General features: G+C 54.3%; 23 protein-coding genes and 1 rRNA gene. 8 read left to right on the plus strand and 16 right to left on the minus strand.

From position 1 onward, the window contains the following. Nucleotides 1–41: 41 nt before the first annotated feature. The 7 genes from NH461_RS14870 to cysG all read right to left on the minus strand — a co-directional run bounded on the left by NH461_RS14870 (nt 42) and on the right by cysG (nt 9,260). Nucleotides 42–1,607, minus strand: a 16S ribosomal RNA gene (locus NH461_RS14870). A gap of 735 nt (nt 1,608–2,342) precedes the next feature. Continuing rightward, the gene (gene cysQ / locus NH461_RS14875) at nt 2,343–3,083 is read right to left on the minus strand and encodes a 3'(2'),5'-bisphosphate nucleotidase CysQ (protein ID WP_261601083.1); all 741 of its coding nucleotides are present in this window, start codon (nt 3,081–3,083) and stop codon (nt 2,343–2,345) included. Nucleotides 3,084–3,098: 15 nt separating this feature from the next. Then, the gene (gene cysC / locus NH461_RS14880; protein WP_261601084.1) at nt 3,099–3,722 is read right to left on the minus strand and encodes an adenylyl-sulfate kinase; all 624 of its coding nucleotides are present in this window, start codon (nt 3,720–3,722) and stop codon (nt 3,099–3,101) included. Nucleotides 3,723–3,757: 35 nt separating this feature from the next. Continuing rightward, a complete protein-coding gene (locus NH461_RS14885) occupies nt 3,758–5,485 on the minus strand; it encodes an SLC13 family permease (RefSeq protein WP_261601085.1) in 1,728 nt (575 codons plus the stop codon). Between the two features lie 5 nt (nt 5,486–5,490). Next, nucleotides 5,491–6,921, minus strand: coding sequence for a sulfate adenylyltransferase subunit CysN (cysN, locus tag NH461_RS14890; RefSeq protein WP_261601086.1), 1,431 nt, complete (start codon nt 6,919–6,921; stop codon nt 5,491–5,493). Between the two features lie 10 nt (nt 6,922–6,931). Then, nucleotides 6,932–7,840, minus strand: coding sequence for a sulfate adenylyltransferase subunit CysD (gene cysD, locus NH461_RS14895; protein ID WP_261601087.1), 909 nt, complete (start codon nt 7,838–7,840; stop codon nt 6,932–6,934). A 13-nt stretch (nt 7,841–7,853) separates the two neighbouring features. Continuing rightward, nucleotides 7,854–9,260 carry a siroheme synthase CysG gene (cysG, locus tag NH461_RS14900; protein WP_261601088.1) on the minus strand — a complete coding sequence of 469 codons (1,407 nt, stop codon included), beginning with the start codon at nt 9,258–9,260 and terminating at the stop codon, nt 7,854–7,856. Between the two features lie 411 nt (nt 9,261–9,671). Between cysG and NH461_RS14905 the strand changes: the two genes are divergently transcribed. The 3 genes from NH461_RS14905 (at nt 9,672) to NH461_RS14915 (ending at nt 12,946) form a co-directional block, all read left to right on the plus strand. Then, nucleotides 9,672–11,630 carry a bifunctional 2',3'-cyclic-nucleotide 2'-phosphodiesterase/3'-nucleotidase gene (locus NH461_RS14905; RefSeq protein ID WP_261601089.1) on the plus strand — a complete coding sequence of 653 codons (1,959 nt, stop codon included), beginning with the start codon at nt 9,672–9,674 and terminating at the stop codon, nt 11,628–11,630. 95 nt (nt 11,631–11,725) lie between these two features. Next, nucleotides 11,726–12,295 (plus strand): Crp/Fnr family transcriptional regulator, encoded by a 570-nt coding sequence (locus tag NH461_RS14910; protein ID WP_261601090.1) that lies wholly within the window; start codon nt 11,726–11,728, stop codon nt 12,293–12,295. Between the two features lie 186 nt (nt 12,296–12,481). Then, nucleotides 12,482–12,946: a GNAT family N-acetyltransferase gene (locus NH461_RS14915; RefSeq protein WP_261601091.1), complete on the plus strand. Its 465-nt coding sequence runs from the start codon at nt 12,482–12,484 to the stop codon at nt 12,944–12,946. Between the two features lie 49 nt (nt 12,947–12,995). Here the strand turns inward: NH461_RS14915 and NH461_RS14920 are convergent, their stop codons facing one another. Then, nucleotides 12,996–13,712: a LysM-like peptidoglycan-binding domain-containing protein gene (locus NH461_RS14920; RefSeq protein ID WP_261601092.1), complete on the minus strand. Its 717-nt coding sequence runs from the start codon at nt 13,710–13,712 to the stop codon at nt 12,996–12,998. Between the two features lie 121 nt (nt 13,713–13,833). Between NH461_RS14920 and NH461_RS14925 the strand changes: the two genes are divergently transcribed. Together NH461_RS14925 and NH461_RS14930 are read left to right on the plus strand one after the other, a co-directional pair. Further along, the gene (locus tag NH461_RS14925) at nt 13,834–14,454 is read left to right on the plus strand and encodes an FKBP-type peptidyl-prolyl cis-trans isomerase (protein ID WP_261601093.1); all 621 of its coding nucleotides are present in this window, start codon (nt 13,834–13,836) and stop codon (nt 14,452–14,454) included. Nucleotides 14,455–14,750: 296 nt separating this feature from the next. Further along, nucleotides 14,751–15,239, plus strand: a complete 489-nt coding sequence (locus NH461_RS14930; protein ID WP_261601094.1) for a DUF2780 domain-containing protein — start codon at nt 14,751–14,753, stop codon at nt 15,237–15,239. A gap of 157 nt (nt 15,240–15,396) precedes the next feature. Here NH461_RS14930 and NH461_RS14935 read toward each other — a convergent pair whose 3' ends face one another. From NH461_RS14935 to dusA, 7 genes are all read right to left on the minus strand, one after another. Further along, the gene (locus NH461_RS14935) at nt 15,397–16,158 is read right to left on the minus strand and encodes a phosphoadenylyl-sulfate reductase (RefSeq protein WP_261601095.1); all 762 of its coding nucleotides are present in this window, start codon (nt 16,156–16,158) and stop codon (nt 15,397–15,399) included. After that, the gene (gene cysI, locus NH461_RS14940; RefSeq protein ID WP_261601096.1) at nt 16,151–17,842 is read right to left on the minus strand and encodes an assimilatory sulfite reductase (NADPH) hemoprotein subunit; all 1,692 of its coding nucleotides are present in this window, start codon (nt 17,840–17,842) and stop codon (nt 16,151–16,153) included. The genes NH461_RS14935 and cysI overlap by 8 nt, the downstream gene beginning before the upstream one ends. Continuing rightward, the gene (locus tag NH461_RS14945; protein WP_261601097.1) at nt 17,842–19,653 is read right to left on the minus strand and encodes an assimilatory sulfite reductase (NADPH) flavoprotein subunit; all 1,812 of its coding nucleotides are present in this window, start codon (nt 19,651–19,653) and stop codon (nt 17,842–17,844) included. Before NH461_RS14945 ends, cysI begins: the two co-directional genes overlap by 1 nt. Nucleotides 19,654–19,787: 134 nt before the next feature. Next, nucleotides 19,788–20,021 carry a thymidylate kinase gene (locus tag NH461_RS14950; RefSeq protein WP_261601098.1) on the minus strand — a complete coding sequence of 78 codons (234 nt, stop codon included), beginning with the start codon at nt 20,019–20,021 and terminating at the stop codon, nt 19,788–19,790. A 114-nt stretch (nt 20,022–20,135) separates the two neighbouring features. Beyond that, a complete protein-coding gene (locus NH461_RS14955) occupies nt 20,136–20,774 on the minus strand; it encodes a TIGR04219 family outer membrane beta-barrel protein (RefSeq protein WP_261601099.1) in 639 nt (212 codons plus the stop codon). A 146-nt stretch (nt 20,775–20,920) separates the two neighbouring features. Beyond that, nucleotides 20,921–21,157: an envelope stress response protein PspG gene (gene pspG, locus NH461_RS14960; protein WP_261601100.1), complete on the minus strand. Its 237-nt coding sequence runs from the start codon at nt 21,155–21,157 to the stop codon at nt 20,921–20,923. Between the two features lie 220 nt (nt 21,158–21,377). Beyond that, the gene (dusA, locus tag NH461_RS14965; protein ID WP_261601101.1) at nt 21,378–22,418 is read right to left on the minus strand and encodes a tRNA dihydrouridine(20/20a) synthase DusA; all 1,041 of its coding nucleotides are present in this window, start codon (nt 22,416–22,418) and stop codon (nt 21,378–21,380) included. An 843-nt stretch (nt 22,419–23,261) separates the two neighbouring features. On the opposite strand from dusA, the gene zur reads away from it, so the two are divergent. The 3 genes from zur to NH461_RS14980 all read left to right on the plus strand — a co-directional run bounded on the left by zur (nt 23,262) and on the right by NH461_RS14980 (nt 24,686). Next, nucleotides 23,262–23,711, plus strand: a complete 450-nt coding sequence (gene zur, locus NH461_RS14970) for a zinc uptake transcriptional repressor Zur (RefSeq protein ID WP_261601102.1) — start codon at nt 23,262–23,264, stop codon at nt 23,709–23,711. Nucleotides 23,712–23,745: 34 nt separating this feature from the next. Next, nucleotides 23,746–24,210, plus strand: a complete 465-nt coding sequence (locus tag NH461_RS14975; protein ID WP_261601103.1) for a chemotaxis protein CheX — start codon at nt 23,746–23,748, stop codon at nt 24,208–24,210. 266 nt (nt 24,211–24,476) lie between these two features. Next, entirely contained in the window at nt 24,477–24,686 is a 210-nt protein-coding gene (locus tag NH461_RS14980; protein ID WP_261601104.1) for a cold-shock protein, read from the plus strand. Between the two features lie 69 nt (nt 24,687–24,755). Here NH461_RS14980 and pgi read toward each other — a convergent pair whose 3' ends face one another. Further along, on the minus strand, nt 24,756–26,408 hold the full coding sequence (gene pgi / locus NH461_RS14985) for a glucose-6-phosphate isomerase (protein ID WP_261601105.1): 1,653 nt from the start codon (nt 26,406–26,408) through the stop codon (nt 24,756–24,758). Nucleotides 26,409–26,621: the final 213 nt, after the last annotated feature.

Raw genomic sequence — 26,621 nt, forward strand, 5'->3', positions numbered from 1 at the left:
CAATCTGTGTGGACACTGCATCAAACAATGCGTCATATCGTTAAGGAGGTGATCCAGCCCCAGGTTCCCCTAGGGCTACCTTGTTACGACTTCACCCCAGTCATGAACCACACCGTGGTAAACGCCCTCCCGAAGGTTAAGCTATCTACTTCTGGTGCAGCCCACTCCCATGGTGTGACGGGCGGTGTGTACAAGGCCCGGGAACGTATTCACCGTGGCATTCTGATCCACGATTACTAGCGATTCCGACTTCATGGAGTCGAGTTGCAGACTCCAATCCGGACTACGACGCACTTTTTGGGATTCGCTCACTATCGCTAGCTTGCAGCCCTCTGTATGCGCCATTGTAGCACGTGTGTAGCCCTACTCGTAAGGGCCATGATGACTTGACGTCGTCCCCACCTTCCTCCGGTTTATCACCGGCAGTCTCCCTGGAGTTCCCACCCGAAGTGCTGGCAAACAAGGATAAGGGTTGCGCTCGTTGCGGGACTTAACCCAACATTTCACAACACGAGCTGACGACAGCCATGCAGCACCTGTCTCAGAGTTCCCGAAGGCACCAATCCATCTCTGGAAAGTTCTCTGGATGTCAAGAGTAGGTAAGGTTCTTCGCGTTGCATCGAATTAAACCACATGCTCCACCGCTTGTGCGGGCCCCCGTCAATTCATTTGAGTTTTAATCTTGCGACCGTACTCCCCAGGCGGTCTACTTAACGCGTTAGCTCCGAAAGCCAGTGTTCAAGACACCAACCTCCAAGTAGACATCGTTTACGGCGTGGACTACCAGGGTATCTAATCCTGTTTGCTCCCCACGCTTTCGCATCTGAGCGTCAGTCTTTGTCCAGGGGGCCGCCTTCGCCACCGGTATTCCTTCAGATCTCTACGCATTTCACCGCTACACCTGAAATTCTACCCCCCTCTACAAGACTCTAGCCTGCCAGTTCCAAATGCGATTCCGAGGTTGAGCCCCGGGCTTTCACATCTGGCTTAACAAGCCGCCTGCATGCGCTTTACGCCCAGTAATTCCGATTAACGCTCGCACCCTCCGTATTACCGCGGCTGCTGGCACGGAGTTAGCCGGTGCTTCTTCTGTCGCTAACGTCAAACAACTAAGCTATTAACTTAGCCGCCTTCCTCACGACTGAAAGTGCTTTACAACCCGAAGGCCTTCTTCACACACGCGGCATGGCTGCATCAGGGTTTCCCCCATTGTGCAATATTCCCCACTGCTGCCTCCCGTAGGAGTCTGGACCGTGTCTCAGTTCCAGTGTGGCTGATCATCCTCTCAGACCAGCTAGGGATCGTCGCCTAGGTGAGCCGTTACCCCACCTACTAGCTAATCCCACCTGGGCTAATCCTGACGCGAGAGGCCCGAAGGTCCCCCTCTTTGCTCCCATCTCGTAAAAGACAGGAGATTATGCGGTATTAGCCATCGTTTCCAATGGTTATCCCCCACATCAGGGCATATTCCCAGGCATTACTCACCCGTCCGCCGCTCGCCGCCCAACAAATCACCCGAAGGGTCAATGTTGTCGCTGCCGCTCGACTTGCATGTGTTAGGCCTGCCGCCAGCGTTCAATCTGAGCCATGATCAAACTCTTCAATTAAAGTTTTGGTGTTTCCGAAGAAACGGCTCAGTGATTACTGATTTCTTGCCGCCGCTTTTAAGAAAAGCAGAAGCAAAAATAAATTGACTGTGCTGATACCGAAGTATCAATTTGGTCACTCAGCTCACTGATAAATCTTTTGACTATCATTTCACGAGTGCCCACACAGATTGCATGGTCAAATTGTTAAAGAACGTTGACTCGACTTTCTTTCCGGTCAGGGCTGCGTATTTTACACAAGCCTCCTTCAAGGTCAAGCACTTTTTTTAAATTCTTTTAGAACCCAAACCAGCGCTTAACTTACCTCACCAGAGAAGAGATGACTTTTTAAAGCCTTGACACTCAACTCAGAAGAGGATGGCCATTCTAGACAGTTTGAAAACCGTGTCAAGCACCATTTCCAATTAATTTTCTTACCCAGAAGACTCACTAACAAGTTATGCACAGCTTGTAAATAACTTACTCACTACGCGTCTGCCCTGTCAGTGAGGCGGCATTATAGAGAGCATCAGGGATATGACAACTAGTTTTTTGATATTTCATGCCAACTGATGAGATTTGCGCCCATAACTGTCAAAATTGACACTAAAGTCACCGCATTTCGTCACAGGCAGTCACTAAACCAATAGACAGTAGATTAAAATTAGACGAAAAACATAAAAACGGATCTTATTTTTAAGCCTCATAAAAACGGGCAGCCGACGCTGCCCGTTATTCTGGCGGTTATGACGAAGCTTAGAGCGTCACCATAAAATGAGGATTCAATAATGTTTCCCGATGATAGTTCAGCGGTTCTCCATCCAACTGTTGCACAGTCGCACCCGCACTTTCAGCGACACATTGTCCTGCCGCAGTATCCCACATCATGGTCGGACCTAAACGCGGGTAGTATTGCGCCCGACCTTCAGCGACCAGACAAAATTTCAATGAAGAGCCTACTTCTGTCATCTTGTGCTCTCCCAGTTGCTCCAGAAACGCTGCCATATCCGGACTTGGATGAGAACGGCTTCCCACCACGGTCGGCACAGTCGCTGGCCGAACCTTGATCTGTTCACGTCCTGCTTTGGTCTCCAACCAGGCTTTATGCCCATCCCCCAACCAGGATTTATCCAACGCCGGAGCATGAACAACAGCCAATACCGGCTTGCCCTGCTCGATGAGAGCAATGTTGACCGTAAACTCACCGTTCTTACGCAGGAATTCTTTGGTCCCGTCCAGCGGATCCACCAGCCAGAAACGCTGCCAATGCTGGCGCTCCGGCCACTGGGTATGAGCCGACTCCTCAGATAACACCGGAATCTCCGGAGTTAGTGCTGTCAGTTGCTGAACAATAATGGCATTCGCGGCGAGATCCGCCGCCGTGACCGGACTGCTGTCAGCCTTCTCCGAAACTTCAACGTTGGCGTGATAGTGCGCCATGATGGCAGCGCCGGCTTCTTTGGCGATGTGATAAATCGATTCGAGTAGCGTACTCACCCGCGATGACTCCTTTTATTGGCGGATAATCTGACGTTCTTTTAACGACTCCAGACACAGGTCAACCAGCTCAGTAATAGACGCATCACCAGCCGGTAAGTGGATCTCTGGGCAATCAGGTGCCTGATACTCAGAGTCGATCCCTGTGAACTGTTTAATTTCACCCGCTCGCGCTTTCTTATACAAGCCTTTGGGATCACGCTTCTCACATTCCGCCAGTGGGGTATCGACAAAAACTTCAAGAAACTCGCCAGCCGGTAACATATCCCGTACCAGTTGGCGTTCCTGGCGATGGGGTGAAATAAAAGCCGTCAGGACAATCAGCCCGGCGTCGGCCATCAATTTGGCGACTTCACCAATGCGGCGAATATTTTCCCGGCGATCTTCCGACGAAAAACCTAAATCACGGCACAGACCATGGCGGACATTATCGCCATCCAATAAATATGTGTGATAACCCAGTTCAGCCAGACGCTCTTCCAAGGCGCCCGCAATGGTTGATTTCCCGGCACCGCTGAGTCCGGTAAACCACAATACCGCGGGTTGCTGAGATTTTTGTTGCGCCCGGCTGGCTTTCGTCACCTGATGGCGATGCCAAACCACGTTTTCATTCTCATGCGGCTCAATGACGGCTGTCATAATAAACTCCGTTTAAACGATGCCAATACATAGCATTAAAAAGGAAAGAGTTGCGGGATTAACGCCAACACCACCACGGAATACACCACAGAAACCGGCAGCCCCACTCGCACATAATCTTTCAGTTGATAGTTCCCGACGCTATAGACCAGCAAATTGGTCTGATATCCGTAAGGAGAAATAAAGCTGGCACTGGCGCCGAACAAAATGGCCATGATGAACGGCATGGGATCAGCCCCAGAACTAACAGCCAGGCTATAGGCGACCGGGAACGACAGTGCGGCAGCAGCGTTATTGGTCACCAGCTCGGTCAGAACTAAGGTCAGCAAGTACACCGCGATCAAGGCGCCGTATAACCCCCAGCCATTGAACGAACTCATCAGGAGGCTGCCCATTCGTTCGGACAGGCCACTGGACATCATCAGTTGGGCGACCGATAAAGCCGAGCCGACAATCACCACAATATCCACAGGAAAACGTCGCCGGATTTCGGCAAACGAGATGATCCCGGTAGCAACCAGCAGCAGCAGATAAGCAGCCAGGCCATTAATGATCGGCAACACCTGTAACAAGGCCGCGGCAATCACGGTCAAAAAGCCAACCAGCACACTCAGGCTTTTCGGGCTGTCCAGGCGGGCGCTCGAATCCAGCCCGTTCACCAGCACAAACTCGCGGTTGAGCTGTTGTTTCTTCTCGTGAAATGTTTTCCCCGGTACCACCACCAGCGTATCGCCTGCGTGTAACTCGATATTGCCCAGGCCGCCACCCAGACGTTCATGTCCCCGGCGAATCGCCACCACCACAGCATCAAACCGCTCACGGAAGCGCACACTTTTCAGGGTTTTGCCCCGAATGCCGGCCGAATGACTGACAACCACTTCCATCATCGACTGACCATTCAGGTGGTGCTGGCCAAACAGGTGCAGGCCATTAATTTCCTGCAACGTGGTGACACTTTCCACATCCCCGCAAAACAACAGGTTGTCGCCGGCCATTAACCGGGTCTCCGGACAGACCGGGGCGATGGTTTTCCCATCCCGGATCACTTCGGCCAGAAACAAACGGCGCAGGGCACGCAACCCATTTTCCGCGACGGTTTTTCCGGCCAGCGGCGACCCCCCTACAATTTTGGCTTCCAGGAAATACGGCAGATCATCCTGGCTCTGATCATCATAGACCGGCAGCAGGTAACTGAGCGGGATCAACACCGCCAAGCCGACCACCAAGACGGCCAGCCCAATCGCAGTCGGCGCAAAGAAGCCCAACCCGGGTAACCCGGCATCTTCCACAAAGCTGTTGATGATCAGATTGGTGGAGGTGCCAATCAAGGTCAGCGTACCGCCGAGTATCGCGGTATACGACAACGGGATCAGCAAGCGTGACGGGGCATGACGCTGATTGCGCTTAACCGCCCCAATCAGCGACACCACCACCGCCGTGTTATTGGTAAATGACGACAGGAAAGCGGTCGACAGCCCCAGCTTAGCGACGACCGTGGATTGGCCGCCCTGGGAGATCTGACGCCCAACCCAACTGATCAGGCGTGTTTTCTCCAGGGCAATGGAAACAAGGATCAGCAACACCAGCGTCAACAGTGATGAGTTGGTAAAATTGCCCGCCAGCGTCGGCAAGTCAATCATCCCGGTCTGAAAACCGACAAACGCCGCCCCGGCAAACAAGTAAGCCGGTTTGATCCGCGTGGTCAGTAAGCAGGCCACAATCACCATCAACATGGCCAGAACCGTTCCTTGTTCCCAACTCATGCCATTTATCCCAGTAAGTGACGGATGTCTTTCGCTTCCCAATGCGGGAAGTGCTTGCGGATCAGGGCATTCAATTCCAGTTCGAAAGCACTGAACGACATGCCCTGCGCCTGGCTTGATTCGGCCAGTGCTTCACGCACCATCCCGGCCCCTACGGTGACATTGGTCAGCCGATCGATCACGATAAAGCCACCGGTATCTGCGCACGCCTGATAGGCGTCGACGGCAATCGCTTCGGTCAGTGCGACTTCACACAAGCCAATGCCGTTCAACGGCAGACTCTCAGTCTGGAAGGTCTCCAGGTTATTGATGTCGACTTGGTGGCGGATCGCTTCTACCGTCCCGACCGTTTTCTTCCCGGCCACTTTAATGTCGTACTGACGCCCAATTTCCAGCGGCGCTTCTGCCATCCAGACGATGTCGGCCAACAGGCGGTTGCTCAATGGCACATCTGCATCCGCAGCGACCAGCGTATCGCCACGGCTGATATCAATCTCATCAGTTAATGTCAGGGTGATCGCCTGACCCGGATGGGCTTCCGGCAGATCGCCATCAAAGGTGACAATGCGGGCGACCGTGGACGTTTTGCCAGACGGCAACGCTTTCACGGCATCCCCGACTTTCACCACACCAGAAGCCAGCGTCCCGGCAAAGCCGCGGAAATCCAGATTCGGACGGTTCACATACTGCACCGGGAAGCGCAGCTCACCGGCTTCTTTTTCCTGGCCAATTTCAATCTGCTCCAGAATCGTCAGCAAGGGCTCACCGTCATACCAAGGCGTCTGCTCACTGGCATCCACCACGTTGTCGCCTTCGAGGGCAGACAGCGGCACCAGCTTGATATCCAGATCGCTGTTGAGTTTTTCAGCAAACGCCAGGTATTCATCCCGGATTGCCTCAAAGCGGTCCTGTTCAAAACCGACCAAATCCATCTTGTTGATCGCCACCACAAAATGGCGGATCCCCAGCAGGCTGGCGATATAGGAATGACGACGGGTCTGATCCAACACCCCTTTGCGGGCATCAATCAGGATCACCGCCACATCACAGGTGGACGCACCGGTGGCCATATTCCGGGTGTACTGCTCATGTCCCGGCGTGTCAGCAATGATGAATTTGCGCTGCTTGGTCGAGAAATAACGATACGCCACATCAATAGTGATCCCTTGCTCACGCTCGGCCTGGAGGCCATCCACCAGCAAAGCGAGATCCGGCCTGTCGCCGGTGGTGCCGACTTTCTGGCTATCAGCATGGATCGCGGCCAGCTGATCTTCGTAGATTTGCTGAGAGTCGTGCAGCAGACGGCCAATCAGGGTACTCTTCCCGTCATCCACCGAGCCACAGGTTAAAAAACGCAGCAGGGATTTGTTCTGGTGCTGGTCAAGATAGGCTTCAATGCCCAGCTCGGCCACTTGTTGTTCAATTACGCTGTTCATTGTGCTCTCCTTAGAAGTAACCCTGGCGTTTTTTCAATTCCATCGAGCCGGACTGATCGTGGTCAATCGCCCGCCCCTGGCGTTCACTGGAAGTCGCCACCAGCATCTCTTCAATAATCCCCGGCAACGTATCGGCTTCCGATTCAATGGCGCCGGTCAGCGGATAACAGCCCAGGGTGCGGAAACGCACACTCTTTTGCTCAATCGTCTCGCCCGGCTGCAGTTCCATCCGATCGTCATCGACCATGATCAGCATGCCGTCACGCTCAACCACCGGCCGAACCGCAGAAAGGTACAGCGGCACAATTTCGATCCCTTCCAGATAGATGTATTGCCAGATATCCAGCTCAGTCCAGTTCGACAGCGGGAACACGCGAATGCTCTCGCCTTTATTAATTTGGCCGTTATAGGTTTTCCACAGCTCCGGCCGCTGGTTCTTCGGATCCCAGGTGTGGTTTTTATCGCGGAACGAGTACACCCGCTCTTTGGCGCGGGATTTCTCTTCATCCCGGCGGGCCCCACCGAATGCGGCGTCAAAGCCATACTTGTTCAGCGCCTGCTTCAGGCCCTGGGTTTTCATAATATCGGTGTGTTTGGAAGAGCCGTGTTTGAACGGGCTGATCCCCATGGCCAGGCCTTCCGGGTTTTTATGGACCAGCAATTCAAAACCGTATTTTTCCGCCGTGCGATCCCGGAATTCGATCATCTCGCGGAATTTCCAGTCGGTGTCCACATGCAACAGCGGGAACGGAATTTTGCCCGGATAGAACGCCTTGCGCGCCAGGTGCAGCATCACCGATGAATCTTTCCCGATGGAATACATCATCACGGGGTTGTCGAACTCAGCAGCCACTTCGCGGATGATATGAATACTCTCCGCTTCCAGCTGCTTGAGATGGGTTAATCGTTTCGGGTCCATCACTCTCTCCATTCTATGCCAGCTTGACCACAGCAGGCTGCTGAGGCTGTTCCTGCTTGCCGAACCAATGTAATTTTTCTGATAAGGTCACCACTTCACCCACTACAATCAGGGATGGGGAAGCCGCCTGCTCTGCCAGTGTGGCCAGCTCACTGAGCTGACCTTTCAAAACTTTCTGGGTTGCCTGGGTGCCGCGCTCGATAATCGCAATCGGCGTCTCTGCGGCGCGGCCATGGGTCAACAATTGCTGCTGAATATGACTCGATTTCATCAGCCCCATGTAAATCACCAGGGTTTGCTTGCCGCGGGCCAGCGTTGACCAGTCCAGCTGATCGCTGCCCGGCTTCAGGTGACCGGTAATAAACATCGCCGTTTGGGCGTAATCACGATGGGTCAGCGGGATCCCGGCATACGCCGTGGCTCCGGCTGCCGCCGTGATCCCCGGGACCACCTGAAACGGGATCCCGGCATCAAACAGCACTTCCAGCTCTTCGCCGCCGCGGCCGAAGACAAACGGATCACCGCCTTTCAGGCGCACCACCCGCTTGCCCTGCTCGGCATACTTGACGATCAGTTGGTTAGTCTCTTCCTGCGGCACACTGTGGAAGCCGGCTTTTTTGCCGACACAAACCAATTCTGCATCCCGGCGCACCAGATCCATCACTTCATCGGAGACCAGGTAGTCGTACAGCACCACGTCTGCCTGCTGCATCAGCTGCAGCGCCCGCAGGGTAAGCAACCCGGGATCGCCCGGGCCGGCACCAATCAGGGCCACCTGGCCTTGCGGCGAAACCTGCCGCGACAGCGCTTCCAGCTCTTGCTCAGCCGCCTGTGCCTGACCGGCTGCAACCAGCTCAGCAAAACGCCCACCGAAGGCCTGCTCCCAGAACATGCGGCGACCGGTCAGGGTCGTCACGGTGTCAGACAGACGCTTGCGAAAACGTCCAGCGATGGTCGCCATCTGACCCAGGTGTGCCGGCAGCAGCGCTTCGAGTTTCTCCCGCAGCAAGCGGGCCAGGACCGGCGCTTTGCCGGAAGAAGAAATCGCGACGATGATCGGCGAGCGATCAACGATAGAAGGGACAATGAAACTGCAGCGCTGGGTATCATCCACCACATTCACCATCACCTGGCGCTGGTTGGCCGACTGGTACACCAGTGCATTAACGGCTTTCCGATCAGTGGCGGCAATCGCCAGGAAGATGCCGTCCAGATGCGACGGCTCAAAGGTGTCAGCCAGGTGCGTCACCTGCTCCTGTTGAATCGCCTGTTGAAATTCCGGATTCAGTGCAGGGGCGATCACCCGGACATCTGCACCAGCCTTTAATAATAAGCGGGTTTTGCGCCATGCAACTTCACCGCCGCCGACCACCAGGCAAGGCCGTCGCTTCAAGTCTGCAAAAATTGGCAAGTAATCCATGTCCTGCGCCCTCTGTACTGATAACTCTCAGCACTATAGACGGGGCAAGATATTACCTGAAATTCTAAAATTTCATTTTTTATTCCAAAAAGTTTGAGATTGGTCAACGTCGAACGAAAAGCAGACTGCGTGTGCAAAGATGGGGGGATCAGGTAGGTTCTGCGCCTGATTTGATTCATTTAACACCAGTTCCCTCCTTGATGATAGGTCGTTTGGACTTATGTTATGCCATTTTCATCTGATGTACCGAACACCGCCGCTTGAAAAACATTGCCTGCTTAACCAGTCAAGGGGGCTGGTTTCCTTTAAATATGAGACCCCGGACACAATATGCCTCCCCTTTCACGTTACGATCATCATTCTTTTGGTACGTTAAGCACGCTTTGACAACTCACTGTTCCGGAGAAACTCATGAAATTACCTGTCAAGCCATTGTCTGTTGCAGTTCTGGGCGGCTTACTGGCCCTGGCCGGCCCGGCGACCGCCGAAACGATCAAGCTACGGATCCTGGAAACCACTGATATCCATACCAATGTCATGGATTATGACTATTACAAGGATAAACCGACGCTGAAAACCGGTCTGGTTCGAACCGCGACGCTGGTCAAACAGGCCCGTGCCGAAGTCACCAACAGCATTCTGGTGGATAACGGCGATCTGCTTCAGGGCAGCCCGATGGGGGATTACATGGCCGCGAAGGGGATCAGCGCCGGTGAAGTCCACCCGGTCTACAAGGCGATGAACCAACTCGATTATGATGTTGCCAACCTGGGGAATCACGAGTTTAACTACGGCCTCGACTTCCTCAAGAAATCGCTTGATGGCGCGGCGTTCCCATATATCAACGCCAATGTGATTGATTTGAAAACCGGTGAGAACCTGTTTACGCCATACCTGATCAAAACGCACCGGTTCCAGGATACCGATGGCCAAACCCACGATGTCAAAGTCGGTTATATCGGCTTTGTGCCGCCGCAAATCATGATTTGGGACAAGACGAACCTGGAAGGCAAAGTCAAAGCGCTGGATATCAAGCAGGCGGCGGAGAAATTTGTCCCGCAAATGAAAACGGAAGGGGCCGATATCATCGTGGCGATCCCGCACTCCGGCGTCTCTGCCGACCCGTATAAAGTGATGGCGGAAAACTCGGTCTACTATCTCACCCAAGTCGAGGGGATTAATGCCATTGCCTTCGGCCACTCTCACGCAGTCTTCCCGAGCAAAGCCTTTGCCAACCTGCCGAATACGGATATCGACAAAGGCACCATCAACGGCGTTGCGGCCGTCATGCCGGGCCGCTGGGGCGATCACCTCGGGGTCATGGATCTGGTGCTGGAGAAAACCGCTGACGGCTGGAGTGTTGCCGGCGCCCAAACCGAAGCCCGCCCGATCTACGATAAATATGAGAAAAAATCTCTGGTCGATGCCGATGCCAAGCTTGTGGCCGCCGTTGCGGACGATCACAAGGCAACCCGGACCTTCGTCAATCAGCCGATTGGCAAAGCCAGCGATGTGATGTACAGCTACCTGGCCCTGGTGCAGGATGATCCGACGGTCCAAATCGTTAACCTGGCTCAGAAAGATTATGTCGAGCGCTTTATCCAGGGCGATCCGGACCTGGACGGGATCCCGGTCCTGTCTGCGGCAGCGCCGTTCAAAGCCGGTGGCCGGGCCAACGATCCGGCCAACTACACCGAAGTTGAAGCCGGTCAGCTGACATTCCGCAACGCCGCCGACCTGTACCTGTACCCGAACACCCTGGTGGCACTGAAAGTCACCGGCAAGGAAGTGAAAGAGTGGCTGGAGTGCTCCGCGGCCCAGTTCAACCAAATCAACCTCAACAGCGACCAGCCCCAACGGCTGATCAACTGGGACGGTTTCCGCACCTATAACTTTGATGTCATTGATGGGGTGCAGTACCAGATTGATGTGTCGCAACCCGCGCGCTACGACGGCGACTGTAAGCTGATCAATGAACAGGCCTCGCGTATCCGTGAGCTGACCTTCAACGGCAAGCCGGTGGATCCGCAGCAGCCCTTCCTGATCGCGACCAACAATTACCGCGCCTACGGGGCAAAATTTGCCGGGACCGGCGATGCCTTTATTGCCTTTGCAGCCCCGGATGAAAATCGCACCGTACTGGCCGTCTACATCAGCCGGATCAGCAAGTCAGAAGGTCAGGTCGTGCCGAAAGCAGACAACAATTGGCGCTTTGCGCCGCTCCAGAGCAAGCAGCCGCTGGATATCCGCTTCGAAACCTCACCGAGTGACAAAGCGGCGGCCTTTATTGAGGCCAACCGTCAGTATCCAATGACACAGGTAGCGACTGACAAAATCGGCTTTGCCGTATACCGGATCGATCTCCGGTAACACGGGTCGCACACCGCAATGCTTTCTCATACCGCAGCCTGGCTGCGGTTTTTTTTTGCTATGATGCAGGGGGATATTTCGCCAAGAGCCTCAAGATGCACGACGAACTACAACATTTTCTCAGCCAGTTGGGCGCCTCTCCGGCTGCCGTGACGCAAGCCCTGGCCGCAGCCGAGCCAATGGAGCTGCCAACCCGCCACATCCTGCTCAACCAGGGAGAATCCCCGACCCACGGCTATTTTCTGCTGGAAGGCATTTGCCATGCCTGTTATCTGACCGAGGCAGGCAAACAATACAGTAAAGAGTTTTACTGGGATCAGGATGTCCTGCTCGGGTTTGAAAGCCTGCTGAGCGAACAACCGTCGCCGTACCTGCTGGAAACCCTCTCGGCCAGCCGCCTGCTGGCCCTGCCGCTGAGTCTGTTCCGCACCTGGCGGGATGAAGGCGAGCCCCTGTTCACCCGCCAGCTGGAAAGACAGTTGCTGTTCAAAGAGCAAAAAGAACGCTTTATGCTGATGCACACGCCCGGGGAGCGCTACCGGCTGTTCAGCAGCAGCTTCCCGGAACTCATGTCCCGGGTAACGGATTATCAAATCGCCTCTTATTTGGGGATCAACCCCAGTAGTCTGAGCCGACTCAAACAACGCCTGAATCAAGAGACGTAACCGGCAGGGCTCCGCCCTTCCCCCGATCGGCGCATACAATCATTCCGAGGGAGTAGCTTAACCTTGGGTAATGTCCGGGCGCACCGGATCTGTTAGGGTAACCGTTGTAACCTCATGCCCGGCGTATTCAACCCAGGTCTCACCGAAGAAAAGAACACCCCAGGGCCCAGCGCCAAGGAGAAAACGATGCAATGGCAATGCCTGACCTTTGAACAACTGTCGAACCACCAGCTTTATGAACTCCTCAAACTCAGGGTGGATGTGTTTGTGGTCGAACAACACTGCCCCTACCCGGAGCTGGATAATAAAGACCTGCTTCCGCAAACCCGTCATTTACTGGGCTACCAACAAGGTCAACTGGCTGCATACCTGCGACTCCTGGCACCGGGCAGCACCTACCCGAATGCGAGCATCGGCCGGGTGTTGACCGCCGATTTCGCCCGCGGCCATGGGGCCGGTCATGCCCTGCTGATAGAAGGATTAGCACGCGCTGAGCAGCTGTGGCCGGATCACAGCCTGGATATTGGCGCCCAGTCGCATTTGCAGCCTTATTACCGCCGCTACGGTTTTGAGCCGATTTCTGAAGAATATCTGGAAGATGGGATCCCGCATATCGACATGCGACTGCGTAAAGGAAAAGTTTTTGACTGACAGGCTAACCGCCCCTCCCCGGATGCACGTCCGGGGAAGGACAATATGATTACTGGCTACGGACGAAACTGCCGTCTGAACGCCGGAAGAACATCACCGGCTCTCCCGAGCGACTCTCGATTTGCAACACATCCAGATCCCCACCCGCGGTTTGCTTATAACGCAACAACTGCCCAGCTTTAATCCGGCTGAGCGGCTTGTCTTTACCCTCAATTGCAGCAACAGCATAGAGATCGCCCAGCGGCAGCGATTTATCCCGGAAGATATTAGCCAGGGTTTCGCCCTGTTTGACCTGATAGCTTTGCCAGGCGACAGCCGCAGACGATGCGGCCTCAACTGGTGCCGAGGCGCTTGAAGCGGTGGCTCTTGAAGCAGTAGTGCCGCCCGAACCTGTTTCACTTGCCGCAGCAGTCACCTGAGTACGTTGGGGGGACGGCGGCTCCGGACGCTGACCGACCGGCGGTAAGTCCTGGCGTTGCGGCTGCCCGATATCCAGCGTAACTTCCCGGCGAACCGCCGCGGCGTTGTCATCCGGCAGCGGTGCTTTGGCCGGCAGCAATAATAAAACGCCGACCACCGGGGTCAGCACCGCCAAGGCCCGGCGATGCAACACCGGCAACGCGGCCCACTTGCTTTTCACGCGCGACACGGCGGCCGCCCCCCGCGCTGTTATCGCGCCGGTTTTCAGCGTTTTTAGTTGGCTCAGGGAAAAACGGGGAAACGTAAATTCACTCTTTTTCTTTGAACGGCGTCTGGCCTGTCCCATAGTCACACTCCGGCACTCTCAACTCACGCAATCAATCGACAACTTGCCACAAAAGTTTACCCCTCGGGGTCGAAACTGTTATCCTGCCTGCTTTATTCACTCTACTGAAAGAGATGACATTATGTCTGACGTTAAACTAGATACAGTCGAAACGAAAGCAAGCTACGGTATCGGTCTACAAATGGGCCAACAGCTGGCACAGAGCGGTCTTGAAGGCCTGAACGTTGCAGCCATTGCCAAAGGTATTGCCACTTCACTGACTGGCGAGATGCCAGAAATCGAAGTTGACGAGATCAACAATGCACTGCGTGAGCTTCACACCCGTGCGGAAGCTGTACGCCAGGAGCAAGCCAAAGCTGCTGCAGCTGAAGGCGAAGCTTTCCTCAAAGATAACGCACTCCGTCCGGAAGTAACAGTGACTGAATCTGGTCTTCAGTACGAAATCCTGGTTGAAGGCAACGGCGAGATCCCAACTTCAGACAAACAAGTTCGCGTTCACTACCACGGTGAGCTGACTGACGGCACTGTTTTTGACAGCTCTGTTAGCCGCGGCCAGCCAGCGGAATTCCCGGTAACCGGCGTGATCGCAGGTTGGGTTGAAGCCCTGCAAATGATGCCTGTTGGCTCGAAGTGGAAACTGTACATTCCACAAGACCTGGCCTACGGTGAGCGTGGCGCGGGTGCAGCGATCCCACCATTTGCTGCCCTGGTCTTCGAAGTTGAGCTGCTGGACATTCTGTAAGTCTATCCACAACTCAGTGTTCGAAAAAAACGGTGCCGACGGCGCCGTTTTTTTATGCTGCTCCCCTCACCGGCACCCTAACTCGCTTTCATGACCTCGCTTATAGAGCTCGCTTCAGGCACCGCTCCTCAAGGACCTCACGCCAGTCGCTTCAATCCCGGGCCTCATCTCAATGGACTCGATTCAGACCCCATCTGCGCACCTGCCTCCCATACTCTGGAGTACCAAAACTTAGCCGAACTGGTGCAAATACCACTACGCTTATAGCCAAGTCCCTTCAATCACTGGAGAATGCCATGGTCAACACCCTCTCAATGCTCAGACACTTGTTCGTTCCGGTCACCCTGATTGCTGCCCTGCTGCTCTCGACAACCAGTGCCGCCTTCAGCCTGTCCGATCTGTTCGGCAGCGGAGATGACAAATCCGCCGCAGCCAATAACCCGCTGACCGAATTGCTCACCAGCCAGCTCGATGTCAGTCCCGAACAAGCAGCCGGGGGCGCCGGTGCCCTGCTTTCTCTGGCTTCCAGCCAACTGAGCGGCGATCAGGCCAGCGAGCTGAGCAAAATGATCCCCGGTGCCGACCAACTCAGTGCCGCCATTCCAGCCGAGTTAAGCGGCATGTTGGGCAACATGGAGACCATCAACAAGATTTTCACGACTTTAGGGATGGATCCGAGCATGGTCAGCCAGTTTATTCCGGTGATCCTCAAGTTTGTCGGCAGCAAGGGGGCCAGCGCCGGGCTGATGGACGCCTTGGGCTCCGTCTGGAACCCCGTCGGGTGATCCGATACCGGCTGGCGAGCATATAAGGAATACGCGGTTGCCCTGTCAGGGAGGCGTCAAAACTGCGGTGATTTCCGTCGCTTTACCCTGATAAAAGAAAACCTTATCTGCTTTGGGCAGATAAGGTTTCAATCATGACCGCATGAGGTTGTTCGACTCAAATCCCGGAGCCGTCGGCCTCGACATCATCTTCATGCAAACCGCACTCACGCTTGAGACCGAAGAAACGCGTTTCCTGCTCGGTCATGCCCGGCTCCCATTTCCGGGTGGTGTGGGTATCGCCCACCGACAGATACCCCTGATCCCACAACGGGTGATACGGCAAGTCATACTCGGTCAGATACTGATGAATGTCTTTGTTCGACCAGTCAATCAGGGGCAGAAACTTAAACACCCCATTCTGAATCGCCAGCACCGGCAGGCTCGCCCGGCTGTCCGACTGCTCACGGCGCAGTCCGGAAAACCAGGTACCGACCCGCAGCTCATCCAGCGCCCGACGCATCGGCTCGACTTTATTCAACCGATTATACTGTTTGATCCCGTCCAGCCCCTGATCCCAAAGCTGTCCATAACGTGCTTCCTGCCAGGCCGCGCTCTGCGTCGCGCGGTACACATGCAGGTTCAGCGACAACCGTTCGGTCAGGTGATCAATGAACTGGTACGTCTCCGGGAACAGATAGCCGGTATCGGTCAGGATCACCGGAATATCCGGCTTTTCCTGCGTGACCATATGCAGCATCACCGCTGACTGGATCCCGAAGCTGGAAGCCAGAGCAAATTCTCCCTGCAAATGCTCCAGCGCCCAACGGATCCGCTCCCGGGCCGTCAACTGCTCCAGCGCTGCGTTCACTTCCGCCAGCTGCAGGATCTGCGCCACCTTGTTTTGACCGACCAGCTCAGCCAGCGAAAATTTAGGCATAAAAGTCCCTCTTCGATACGATAACTGGGTCAATGATCCCGGCCCGGATGGTGAAATCTCCGAAGTCTTCTCCATCTTCCCGCTCGGTTGCCCAGCGGCCGACCAACGTGTCGATTTCTGCCATGATCTGAGCAACCGTGATGTTTTCCCGGTACATTTTCGGGATCCGGGTGCCATTGCGGTTCCCGCCCAGGTGGAGGTTATAGCGCCCCGGCGCCTTACCCACCAGACCGATTTCCGCCAGCATTGCCCGGCCGCAGCCATTCGGACAGCCGGTCACCCGCAGGATGATATTTTCATCCTCGGCCAGGCCGTGCTTGGCCAGCACCCCTTCCACATCGGTGACGAACTCTGGCAGGAAGCGCTCAGCTTCCGCCATCGCCAGCGGACAGGTCGGCAAAGAGACACAGGCCATCGAGTTTTTACGTTGCTCGCTGACCGCAGCGTCGATCAAACCATGATCGCGGGCGATCTTTTCGATCCTTTCCTTCTCGCCAGCCGGTACCCCGGCCACAATCAGGTTCTGGTTCGCCGTCATCCGGAAATCACCCTGATGTACCTTAGCAATTTCGGCAACCCCGGTTTTCAGCGGTTTCCCCGGATAGTCGAGGATCCGACCATTCTCAATAAACAGTGTCAGGTGATGCTTGCCGTCAATACCTTCGACCCAGCCGATACGATCGCCGCGCTCGGTAAATTCATACGGACGGCTGTCGGCAAACGTCACCCCGGCGCGCTTCTCGACTTCCGCTTTGAAGACATCGCTGCCGACCCGATCCAGGGTGTACTTGGTCTTGGCATTCTTCCGGTTCGAGCGGTTCCCCCAGTCACGCTGGGTCGTCACGACCGCCGCAGCCACATCCAGGGTTTTCTCCAACGGAATAAAACCGAAATCATCCGCCCGACGCGGATAGGTCGCCTGATCGCCATGGGTCATGGCCAGGCCGCCCCCCACCAGGACGTTGAAGCCCACCAGCTTGCCATTATCGGCAATCGCGACAAAGTTCAGGTCGTTGGCATGGACATCCACGTCATTTTGCGGCGGGATCACCACCGTGGTCTTGAACTTACGCGGCAGGTAAGTACTGCCGAGGATTGGCTCTTCGTCAGTGGTTTCCACCTTTTCGCCGTCCAGCCAGATCTCGGCATACGCCCGGGTTTTCGGTAATAAGTGCTCACTGATCTTCTTGGCCCACTCGTAGGCCTCCTGATGCAGTTCAGACTCCACCGGGTTGGTAGTACACAGAACGTTCCGGTTCACGTCCCCGGCAGTCGCAATCGAATCAATCCCGATGCTGTTCAGGGTCTGGTGCATCAGCTTAATATTTGGCTTAAGCACGCCGTGGAACTGGAATGTCTGACGGGTGGTCAGACGGATGCTACCGTACAGGCTGTGTTCGGCCGCAAACTTGTCGATGGCCAGCCATTGGGTCGGGTTGATCACCCCGCCCGGCATCCGCGCCCGCAGCATCACGTTATGCAGCGGCTCCAGCTTCTGCTTGGCACGCTCATTGCGGATATCCCGGTCATCTTGCTGATACATGCCGTGAAAGCGGATCAACTGGAAGTTATCAGCGGTAAACCCACCGGTGATCCGATCGTTCAGGTCTTCGCTGATCGTCCCGCGCAGGAAGTTACTTTCACGCTTCAGGCGTTCGTTATCTGATAATTTTTGCTCGCTCATTAGTACACGTCCTTCTGATAACGCTTGTTCTTGCGCAGTTCATTCAAGTACTGCTCGGCCTGTTCACGGCTATAGTTCCCCTGTTGCTCTGCCACGGTGAGCAGCGCTTCATGGACATCTTTGGCCATGTGGTTGGCATCGCCACACACATACACATGGGCACCATCTTGCAGCCACTGCCAGACCTGAGCAGCATGCTCAAGAATGCGATGCTGAACGTATACTTTCTCAACCTGATCACGGCTGAAGGCCACATCCAGTTGATTCACGACTCCGGACTTGAGGTACTTCTGCCACTCGACCTGGTAGAGGAAGTCTTCGGTAAAGGTACGGTCGCCGAAGAACAGCCAGTTCTTCCCTTCCGCCCCCCGGTTGTCGCGCTCCTGAATAAATGCACGGAACGGCGCGATCCCGGTTCCCGGACCGACCATGATGACCGGGGTGTGATCGTCAGCGGGCAGCTTGAAGTTGTTGTTGCTCTCGACAAAGACCTTCACCGGCTCGCCTTCTTCCAGACGTTGTGCCAGATAGCTCGATGCTCCCCCCTGGCGGATTTCATCACCCTGCTGGTATTCCACCAACCCGACCGTCAAATGCACTTCTTCGCCAACTTCTTCCTGGCTCGATGCTATCGAGTACAAACGCGGGGTCAGTCGGCGCAGCAGGCCAACCAGCTGCTCAGCGCTCAGTTGGGTCTTCTTCTCGGCAAGGACATCAATCACCTGCGTGTTACCGGCATACTGGCGCAGCTTGTCTTTGTCGGCGACCAGCTTCTCCAGCTTCTTGCTGGCAGACAACTCGGCAAACTTGGTCACCAACTGCGGATTCGCCGTGGTGATCTCAAACTTGCTGATCAGCGCCTGCTTCAGGGACATCGCTTCCCCGTCAATTTCCACCGACTCACTGCCGTCCAGACCAACGCGGACTGCCAGGGCCTCTGCCAGCGCCGGATCATTTTCGAACCAAACGCCCAGGGCATCACCCGGCTGATACGTCAGGCCGGAGCCTTCCAAATCAATCTCGACGTGGCGGACATCTTTGCCGGAGTTACGACCGGTGATCTTCTGGCTGGCCAGCAGGGTCGCTTTATACGGATTCTGCTTGCTGTACTGACTCACCGCCTGCAGAGCCTGGCCCACCGGCAGCTGCACCACCTCGGCTTCGCCGGTCGACAGCGTTTCTTTCACCTTGGTCAGCGCTTCTGTACGCCACTCGGCAGCCGGCGCATCGTAATCCACATCACAGTCGAGACGCACCAGCATCGGCTCTGCGCCCAAGCGATTCAGATAGCTGTCGAAATCTTTAGCCGTCTGGCAGAAGAACTCGTAGCTGGAATCCCCCAGGCCAATCACCGCGTACTTGAGGTTCGGCAACTTCGGCGCTTTTTTCGATTGCAGGAATTCATGCAGCTCGATGGCATCATCCGGCGCTTCCCCTTCACCATGCGTCGAGGCGACGATGATGACATGGGTTTCCTTGGCCAGGTTCTTGCCTTTATAGTCACCGGCAGAAAACAGCGCGACGGCAACCCCGGCAGCTTCCGCTTCCTGCTTCAGTGCTTCGGCAACCCCTTTGGCATTGCCGGTTTGCGAGGCATAGATAATGGTAAGTTTGCCTGCCGGCTGAACGGCCGCTACAGGCTGCGAAGCAGGCACATGCTGGCCTGCAGGTTGATTCTGGCTAAGCCCCCAAAAGTAGCCGCTGATCCACGCCAATTGTTGTGGCGACAGTTCGGCGGCAGCCTGTTGCAGCTGACCTATTTGCTGATCATTAAGCGGGCTGGCTATGGCCGAGAGTTCCTTAAGTAACATGACACGACGATCCCTTTACATTGCGTTGTGTTAGATTAGCTACTCAAGGAAATAACAAGAAAGAATAGATAAGAATGTTTTATAACTTTTTGTAAGGGAGAAGCCCCGGGGAAGAGCTGCGCTTCCCCGCCAGCTTAAAACGTATCGGCGATTCGTACCTGATGGAACCCGACCTCAAACGCCCGTTCAGTCGCGGTGTCGATATCGTGGTAGCATTTCTCACTGCCGGAGCCGTCGGTTAAGGGGACAAAACCGCCGCGGCGATGACGGAACTCAACGATCCACCCATTCGCCTGAATGGAAGGCTCGATCACCGCTTCCACAATATCCTTATTGGCATACAGTTGCTGTAATTCAGTGATGGTCATGGCCTGTTTCCTAAGCGTTGTATCATTTTAAAAATGGTACAGAAACCTGAAAACAGGCAACAAAAAAGCCACGATGCGTCGTGGCTTTTCTCTTCAGCTGAGCAGAACAATCACTTAGAAGTCCAGTTCAACCCCGGCAAACCAGCCGTCAATTTTCACTTTACCAGCTGAGCTCTTGATGAAATCCAGATCGTAATCCATCACCCGATAGCCCGCACGCAGGTTCAGGTCAGCAGCAATCAGCGGCAGAGCCCAGTTCACCCCGGCAGTACCGTCCACCGTACTGGTGCCGTCATAGTTGCCCATGTTCAGATCAACAAAGACAGAGACCGGCGTCATCGGCAGGCCGACTTCCGCATTGCCGTACAGGCTCGGATGCCATTCGCTGAAGCTTTCCCCGGCGAATTTACCATCGTTGAACTTCGTCAGCGTGATCCCCGCATCAAGTGACACCAGCTCATTGTCCAGGAACTCGTAGTACGCCGTGTAATCGGTCTGGCCAAAAGAGACCGCACCCACATCAACATCGGTATACCGCAGACGCGCATTCGGTACCAGCGGTACAAAATGCTCAAAAGCAAGATGATATGAGAAGTTTGTCTCGTCTTCGTTGCTCTTCACGTCGTTAATGGTCGCATTGGTAAACCAAGCGTCCGCCCCTGCCTTCACACCCAAAAGCACAGCTGCCTGCGCCGGCACAGCTGCTGCCAGCGCCACTGCTGCCGCGACAGCCGAAGTTGTCAGTTTATTCATTCTTCCGAGTCTCCGCTCTTTATTAGAATATTCAAGTTCGGCCAGACTATACCAGATGCTGTATAAGAAAACCGCATTTCCTGCCATCATGAATAAGCATGATTTTACTTGGCCACAAATGGGGTGATCTCGCTCCCAGAATGCAATTAGTAACGACGGCGTTCATACGTCCGCCGACACTGCGCCGGCCGATGACGACGATACAGCCAGACACCGACGGCAATCAGCACCAGCCAGGGCAGCAGTTTGAGCACCACACCCAGCATCCCGACCACGGCCATCACCACAAAACCAACAAATACGGCGAGCGCCATCCCCAACAGGCTGACTCCGGTAAACAGCAACACAAACGCAAACGCAACTAAAAACAAAAATTCAATCATGATAGGTCCTCTCTCCTGATCTGCTTCCTGTCATACAGCACAAACCAGGCCAACTTGGAACAAAATGCAAGCAACTGATTTAATAGGGAAAATAAAAAGGCGCCGATCGTTTCCAATCGGCGCCTCAGGCAAGATTTAGCGACTTTCGCCATCTCAGTGGTAAAACACACCAATATTGACGTCACGCGATATCTGCAAGCCCGCGTTCAGGCTCCCACCCTTATACATCCAAATGCGCCGGAATTTTCGCCAGCGCCTGCTCCAGGACTTCAATCCCCGAACCTGGTTTGTGCGCATTTTCACTGATATGACGGCGCCACTGCCGAGCACCCGGCATGTTCTGGAACAGACCCAGCATATGGCGGGAGATATGATTCAGATAGGCGCCCTTGGATAACTCGCGCTCAATATAAGGGAACATGGCTTCAACCACGGCACGGCGTTTTTTCACCGGTTGAGCGCTACCGAACAGACGCTGATCCACTTCCGCCAGCAGGTAAGGATTCTGATAAGCTTCACGCCCCACCATCACCCCATCCAGATGCGCCAGATGATCTGCCATCTCTTCAAAAGTTTTGACCCCACCGTTCACCGCCATAGTCAGATGCGGGAAATCCTGCTTCAGCTGATACACGCGCGGGTAATCCAGCGGTGGGATCTCACGGTTCTCTTTCGGGCTCAACCCACTGAGCCACGCTTTGCGGGCATGAATGGTAAAGTCGCGGCAGCCGCCTTTCTCGCTGACCGTACTGATAAAGTCGGTCAAAAACGGATAGGAATCCTGCTCATCAATCCCGATCCGCGTCTTCACCGAAATCGGAATATCCACCACTTCCCGCATGGCTGCGACGCACTGAGCTACCAGCTCAGCTTCACCCATCAGGCAAGCGCCAAAGCGACCGTTCTGTACCCGATCAGACGGACAGCCGACATTGAGATTCACTTCATCGTAGCCGCGCTCTTGGGCCAGCTTGGCGCACTGGGCCAGATCCGCCGGATTCGAACCCCCGAGTTGCAGGACCAACGGATGCTCTTCTTCGTTATATGCCAGGTAATCCGCCTTGCCGTGAATAATGGCCCCGGTCGTGACCATCTCGGTATACAACTGGGCATGTTCACTCAATTGGCGATGAAAATAGCGGCAATGCCGATCTGTCCAATCGAGCATCGGTGCCACGGAAAAGCGGCAAGCGGGAATGTCCGCATTGGGGGGTGATTCAGTTTGTATCTTGTCGTGCTCGACCACAGCATTCTCTGACATCGAAAAGCCTCGTTGTAACCCGCGCCTCCGTGTTGCAATCCCGCTACCCAGCCCGGAGAGCACACCCGGCAGCGACCTTCACCCGGGCCGAAACACCGGTGTGAATGAAAAGAGAGCGGATTCTATCGCATTCCGGCGGTCAGCCCAACTCTCACGCACCCGGATTCGCTCCCAGGCAGAAAATGCACCCAGTAAAAAGAACATCACAGGCCAAGAAAAACAAACAGCAAGGCACTGTTTTTAAAATAAAAAAACCAAATTCCCTTCACTCATGTGCAGCTATGATATCTTTTGACCACCAACAACCCAAAAAGCTGTACAACTGATAAACAATCAAAATATCAACCATTTAAAACCAAGCCAAAATATCAAGCCAAACATCAAAACCTTTTACCCGCTCACTCAACAAAAAGCTGTACAGCGCTCTGTTGCCGAACCCACCTATCGTTCAAAAGAGACTTCAGGCAAATAGAACATCACGAGACGATTGAATTAAACTGCAAAATGTTGATTTAAAATAAAAAAACTAATATGCCCAACCACATGTACAGCTCTTTTAGCTTTTGGAACATAATACTCCAAAAGCTGCACAAGCTGCTCTTTACTTATGAATCAAAGAGTTATAACCTGTCTCCTTGGATAAGTACCAAGTGGAGCAGCTTTTTACTGCCATAGCTACCGAAAGGTGAACAAACCTCTTTGTTTTCCTAGCCGCCCGAAAACAAAGAGGCGTGATCTATGACACGGTTTTTCCGGCCGATTTTGTCCGATCCCGAGGAACAGAGATACGTTTCCCGAATGCTATGATAAACTATTGGACTTATCGCTGTTTTTTGAGGTTATATGGCGAATCACACGCAATTGCTGACCAAAGCGCAACAAATTTGCGAAGAACGAGGCGTTAGACTAACCCCTCAAAGACTGAAGGTTCTCGAACTTATCATCGAACACCACAGTTCCATCAGCGCTTATGAGTTGCTGGATCTGCTGCGCGAGAGCGAGCCGCAGGCCAAACCGCCGACGGTGTACCGGGCCCTCGACTTTCTCCTCGCGCAAGGGTTTGTGCATAAGGTCGAATCAACCAACAGTTATATTGCCTGTTGCGTGCTTGGCCATGCAGATCACTGCTCTCAGCTGCTGATCTGTGATGAGTGTGGGACCGTCGAAGAATGTCATGACGATGAGCTGGCGAAATTGCTGCGCCAGAAGGCAGAAAAACATGGTTTTCAGATCTCCAACCATGTTGTGGAAAGCCATGGCGTATGTCAGCAATGCCAAAGCAGCAAGCAGTAACCTTACCACTTACTAATACAGTCATTATGAGATTATGCGCGCAGAATTTGTAAACCCTTTTCTAGCTTCACTGCTGAATGTGCTTAAGACGATGGCATCAATGGAGCTTGCTCCGCAAAAGCCACGACTGAAGAAAGACGAAGTTGCACGCGGTGACGTTTCCGGTCTGATCGGGATGGTGGGTCCACAAACGAAAGGCTCAATGTCGATCACTTTTGATGAACGACTGGCGCTTGAGATCATGCAGCGTATGTTGGGCGAGCGCCCCAACGCCATCAACGAAGAAGTGACCGATATGGTCGGTGAAATCACCAATATGGTGACCGGTGGCGCCAAGCGGATCCTGTCCGACAAAGGCTATGATTTTGAAATGGCTACACCGGCGGTGGTTTCCGGCCGCGGCCACACCATCACCCACAAGTGTGATGGCGCAATCATCATCATGCCGTTTGACTCGGAATACGGCAAAGCCTTCATCGAGATTTGCTTCGACGGCTAAGCCGTGCAACACGCACGCTATCGCACCAGCCAGCACGTTCTGGCTGGCGATCTCCCCGCCAGCAATCATGTTGACTATCACTTTGAATTTTATGTGAAGTCCTCTTAAATCCCGGACAAAAAACTACCCACTCGCCATAATTCGGTCTAGACTCAATTATGCTGAATAAGCATTCAAGCTCCTATGACCCTGTTTTTCAGCGCGTAAGTTTGCGGGCCGCTCCGGCCTCGCAAGGAAATACCCTCATTCAAAGGAAAGATCGTAACATGAGCAAACTGACTGGAACCGTGAAATGGTTTAACGATGAAAAAGGCTTTGGTTTTATTTCTGGTGCAGATGGTAAGGATGTTTTCGTCCACTTCAGCGCCATTCAGGCTCAGGGTCGCCGCACGCTGAGAGAAGGCCAAAGTGTTGAGTTTATCGTGACAGATGGTCAGAAGGGTCCGCAAGCAAGCGAAGTGGTCGCACTGTCTTAATACTGCTGAAACAGACTCATAAGAAAAACGCCGCAATTTGCGGCGTTTTTTCATGCCATGACGAAGGGCTTAGCTACGCCACTGTTTGAAAGCGTTGATCAGCCCGTTGGTAGAACTGTCATGGCTGCTGATCGCCGCCTCATTGGTCAACTCCGGCAGAATGTTGTTGGCCAGTTGTTTCCCCAGCTCAACACCCCACTGATCAAAGCTGAAGATGTTCCAGATGACCCCTTGGATGAAGATCTTATGCTCGTACATGGCAATCAACGCGCCCAGCACAGCCGGCGTGACTTGTTTCACCAGGATCGAGTTGGTCGGACGGTTCCCTTCAAAGACCTTGAATGGTACCAGTGCCTTCACTTCATCCAGCGACTTACCGGCCGCCAGGAATTCCGCTTCAACCTGGGCTTGCGTCTTGCCGAAAGCCAGCGCTTCCGTCTGAGCAAAGAAGTTGGCCATCAGTTTCGGATGGTGATCACTCAGCGGGTTGTGGCTGAGCGCCGGCGCAATAAAGTCACACGGGATCAGTTTAGTGCCCTGGTGGATCAGCTGATAGAAGGCATGCTGACCGTTGGTGCCCGGCTCACCCCAGATGATTGGACCGGTCTGGTAATCAATCGGATTGCCGCCGCGATCGACGTATTTCCCGTTCGATTCCATATTGCCTTGCTGGAAATAGGCCGCGAAGCGGTGCAGGTACTGATCATACGGCAGAATCGCTTCAGATTCCGCGCCGTGGAAGTTGTTGTACCACAGGCCAATCAGCGCCAGGATCACCGGCAGGTTTTCCGCCAGCGGGGCTTCGACAAAGTGCTGATCCATGGCATGCGCGCCCTCCAGCAGAGCGACAAGGTTGTCGAAACCAACTGCCAGGCTGATCGACAGGCCAATCGCCGACCACAGTGAGTAACGGCCACCGACCCAGTCCCAGAACTCGAACATGTTCTCGGTATCAATGCCAAACGCCGCTACGGCCTCGGCATTAGTCGACAGGGCCGCAAAGTGCTTGGCAACATGGCCTTGATCCCCAGCCGTCGCCAAGAACCAGTCACGCGCTGAGTGGGCGTTGGTCATGGTTTCCTGGGTGGTGAAGGTTTTCGACGCAATCAGGAACAGGGTGGTTTCCGGGTTCAGCGCCTTCAGGGTTTCTGCAATATGGGTACCGTCGACATTGGAGACGAAATGCATGTTCAAACGGGTTTTGTACGGCATCAGCGCTTCGGTCACCATATAAGGACCCAGATCAGAGCCCCCGATCCCGATATTCACCACATCGGTAATTTCCTTGCCGGTGTACCCTTTCCACTCACCGTCCACGATGCGAGCCGTGAAGCCCTTCATCTTCTCCAGCACCGCATTGACTTTCGGCATCACATCTTCGCCGTCCACCATCACCGGGGTATTGCTGCGATTACGCAGTGCCGTGTGCAGAACCGCGCGATCTTCAGTGCGGTTGATCTTCTCACCGCCGAACAGGTCGGCAATCGCCGCTTTCACTTCCGTTTGCTCTGCCAGGGCCAGCAACTTGGCCATCGTCTCTTCGGTGATCAGGTTTTTGGAGTAATCCAACAAAATATCTGAGCCAAATTGTGCGGAGAACTTAGCAAAGCGCTCGCTGTCCTGGGCAAACAGCTCGCTCAGTTGTAGATCCTGGGCCTCTTCAAAGTGTGCCGTCAGCGCTTGCCACGCCTGGGTGTGCGTTGGGTTAATGTTTTTCAACATGATGAAGTTCCTGATAATTTCATTTCAATCCATGGGCCTAGTCAGTCTCATCCAAGCCGTGGATCCCCGATGTGTGTAAATGTTGTCAAGTGTAGCCCACCCTGTCCGGCTGGCTATATTTTTGTAATTTTACGACTTATGACAAATTATGGCGTGAACCGACCCCTGCCTTCATTGAGTCAGGTCACGAAAACCAAGCATAAATCATAGACG

Source organism: Photobacterium sp. TY1-4, assembly GCF_025398175.1.
Lineage (GTDB): Bacteria > Pseudomonadota > Gammaproteobacteria > Enterobacterales > Vibrionaceae > Photobacterium.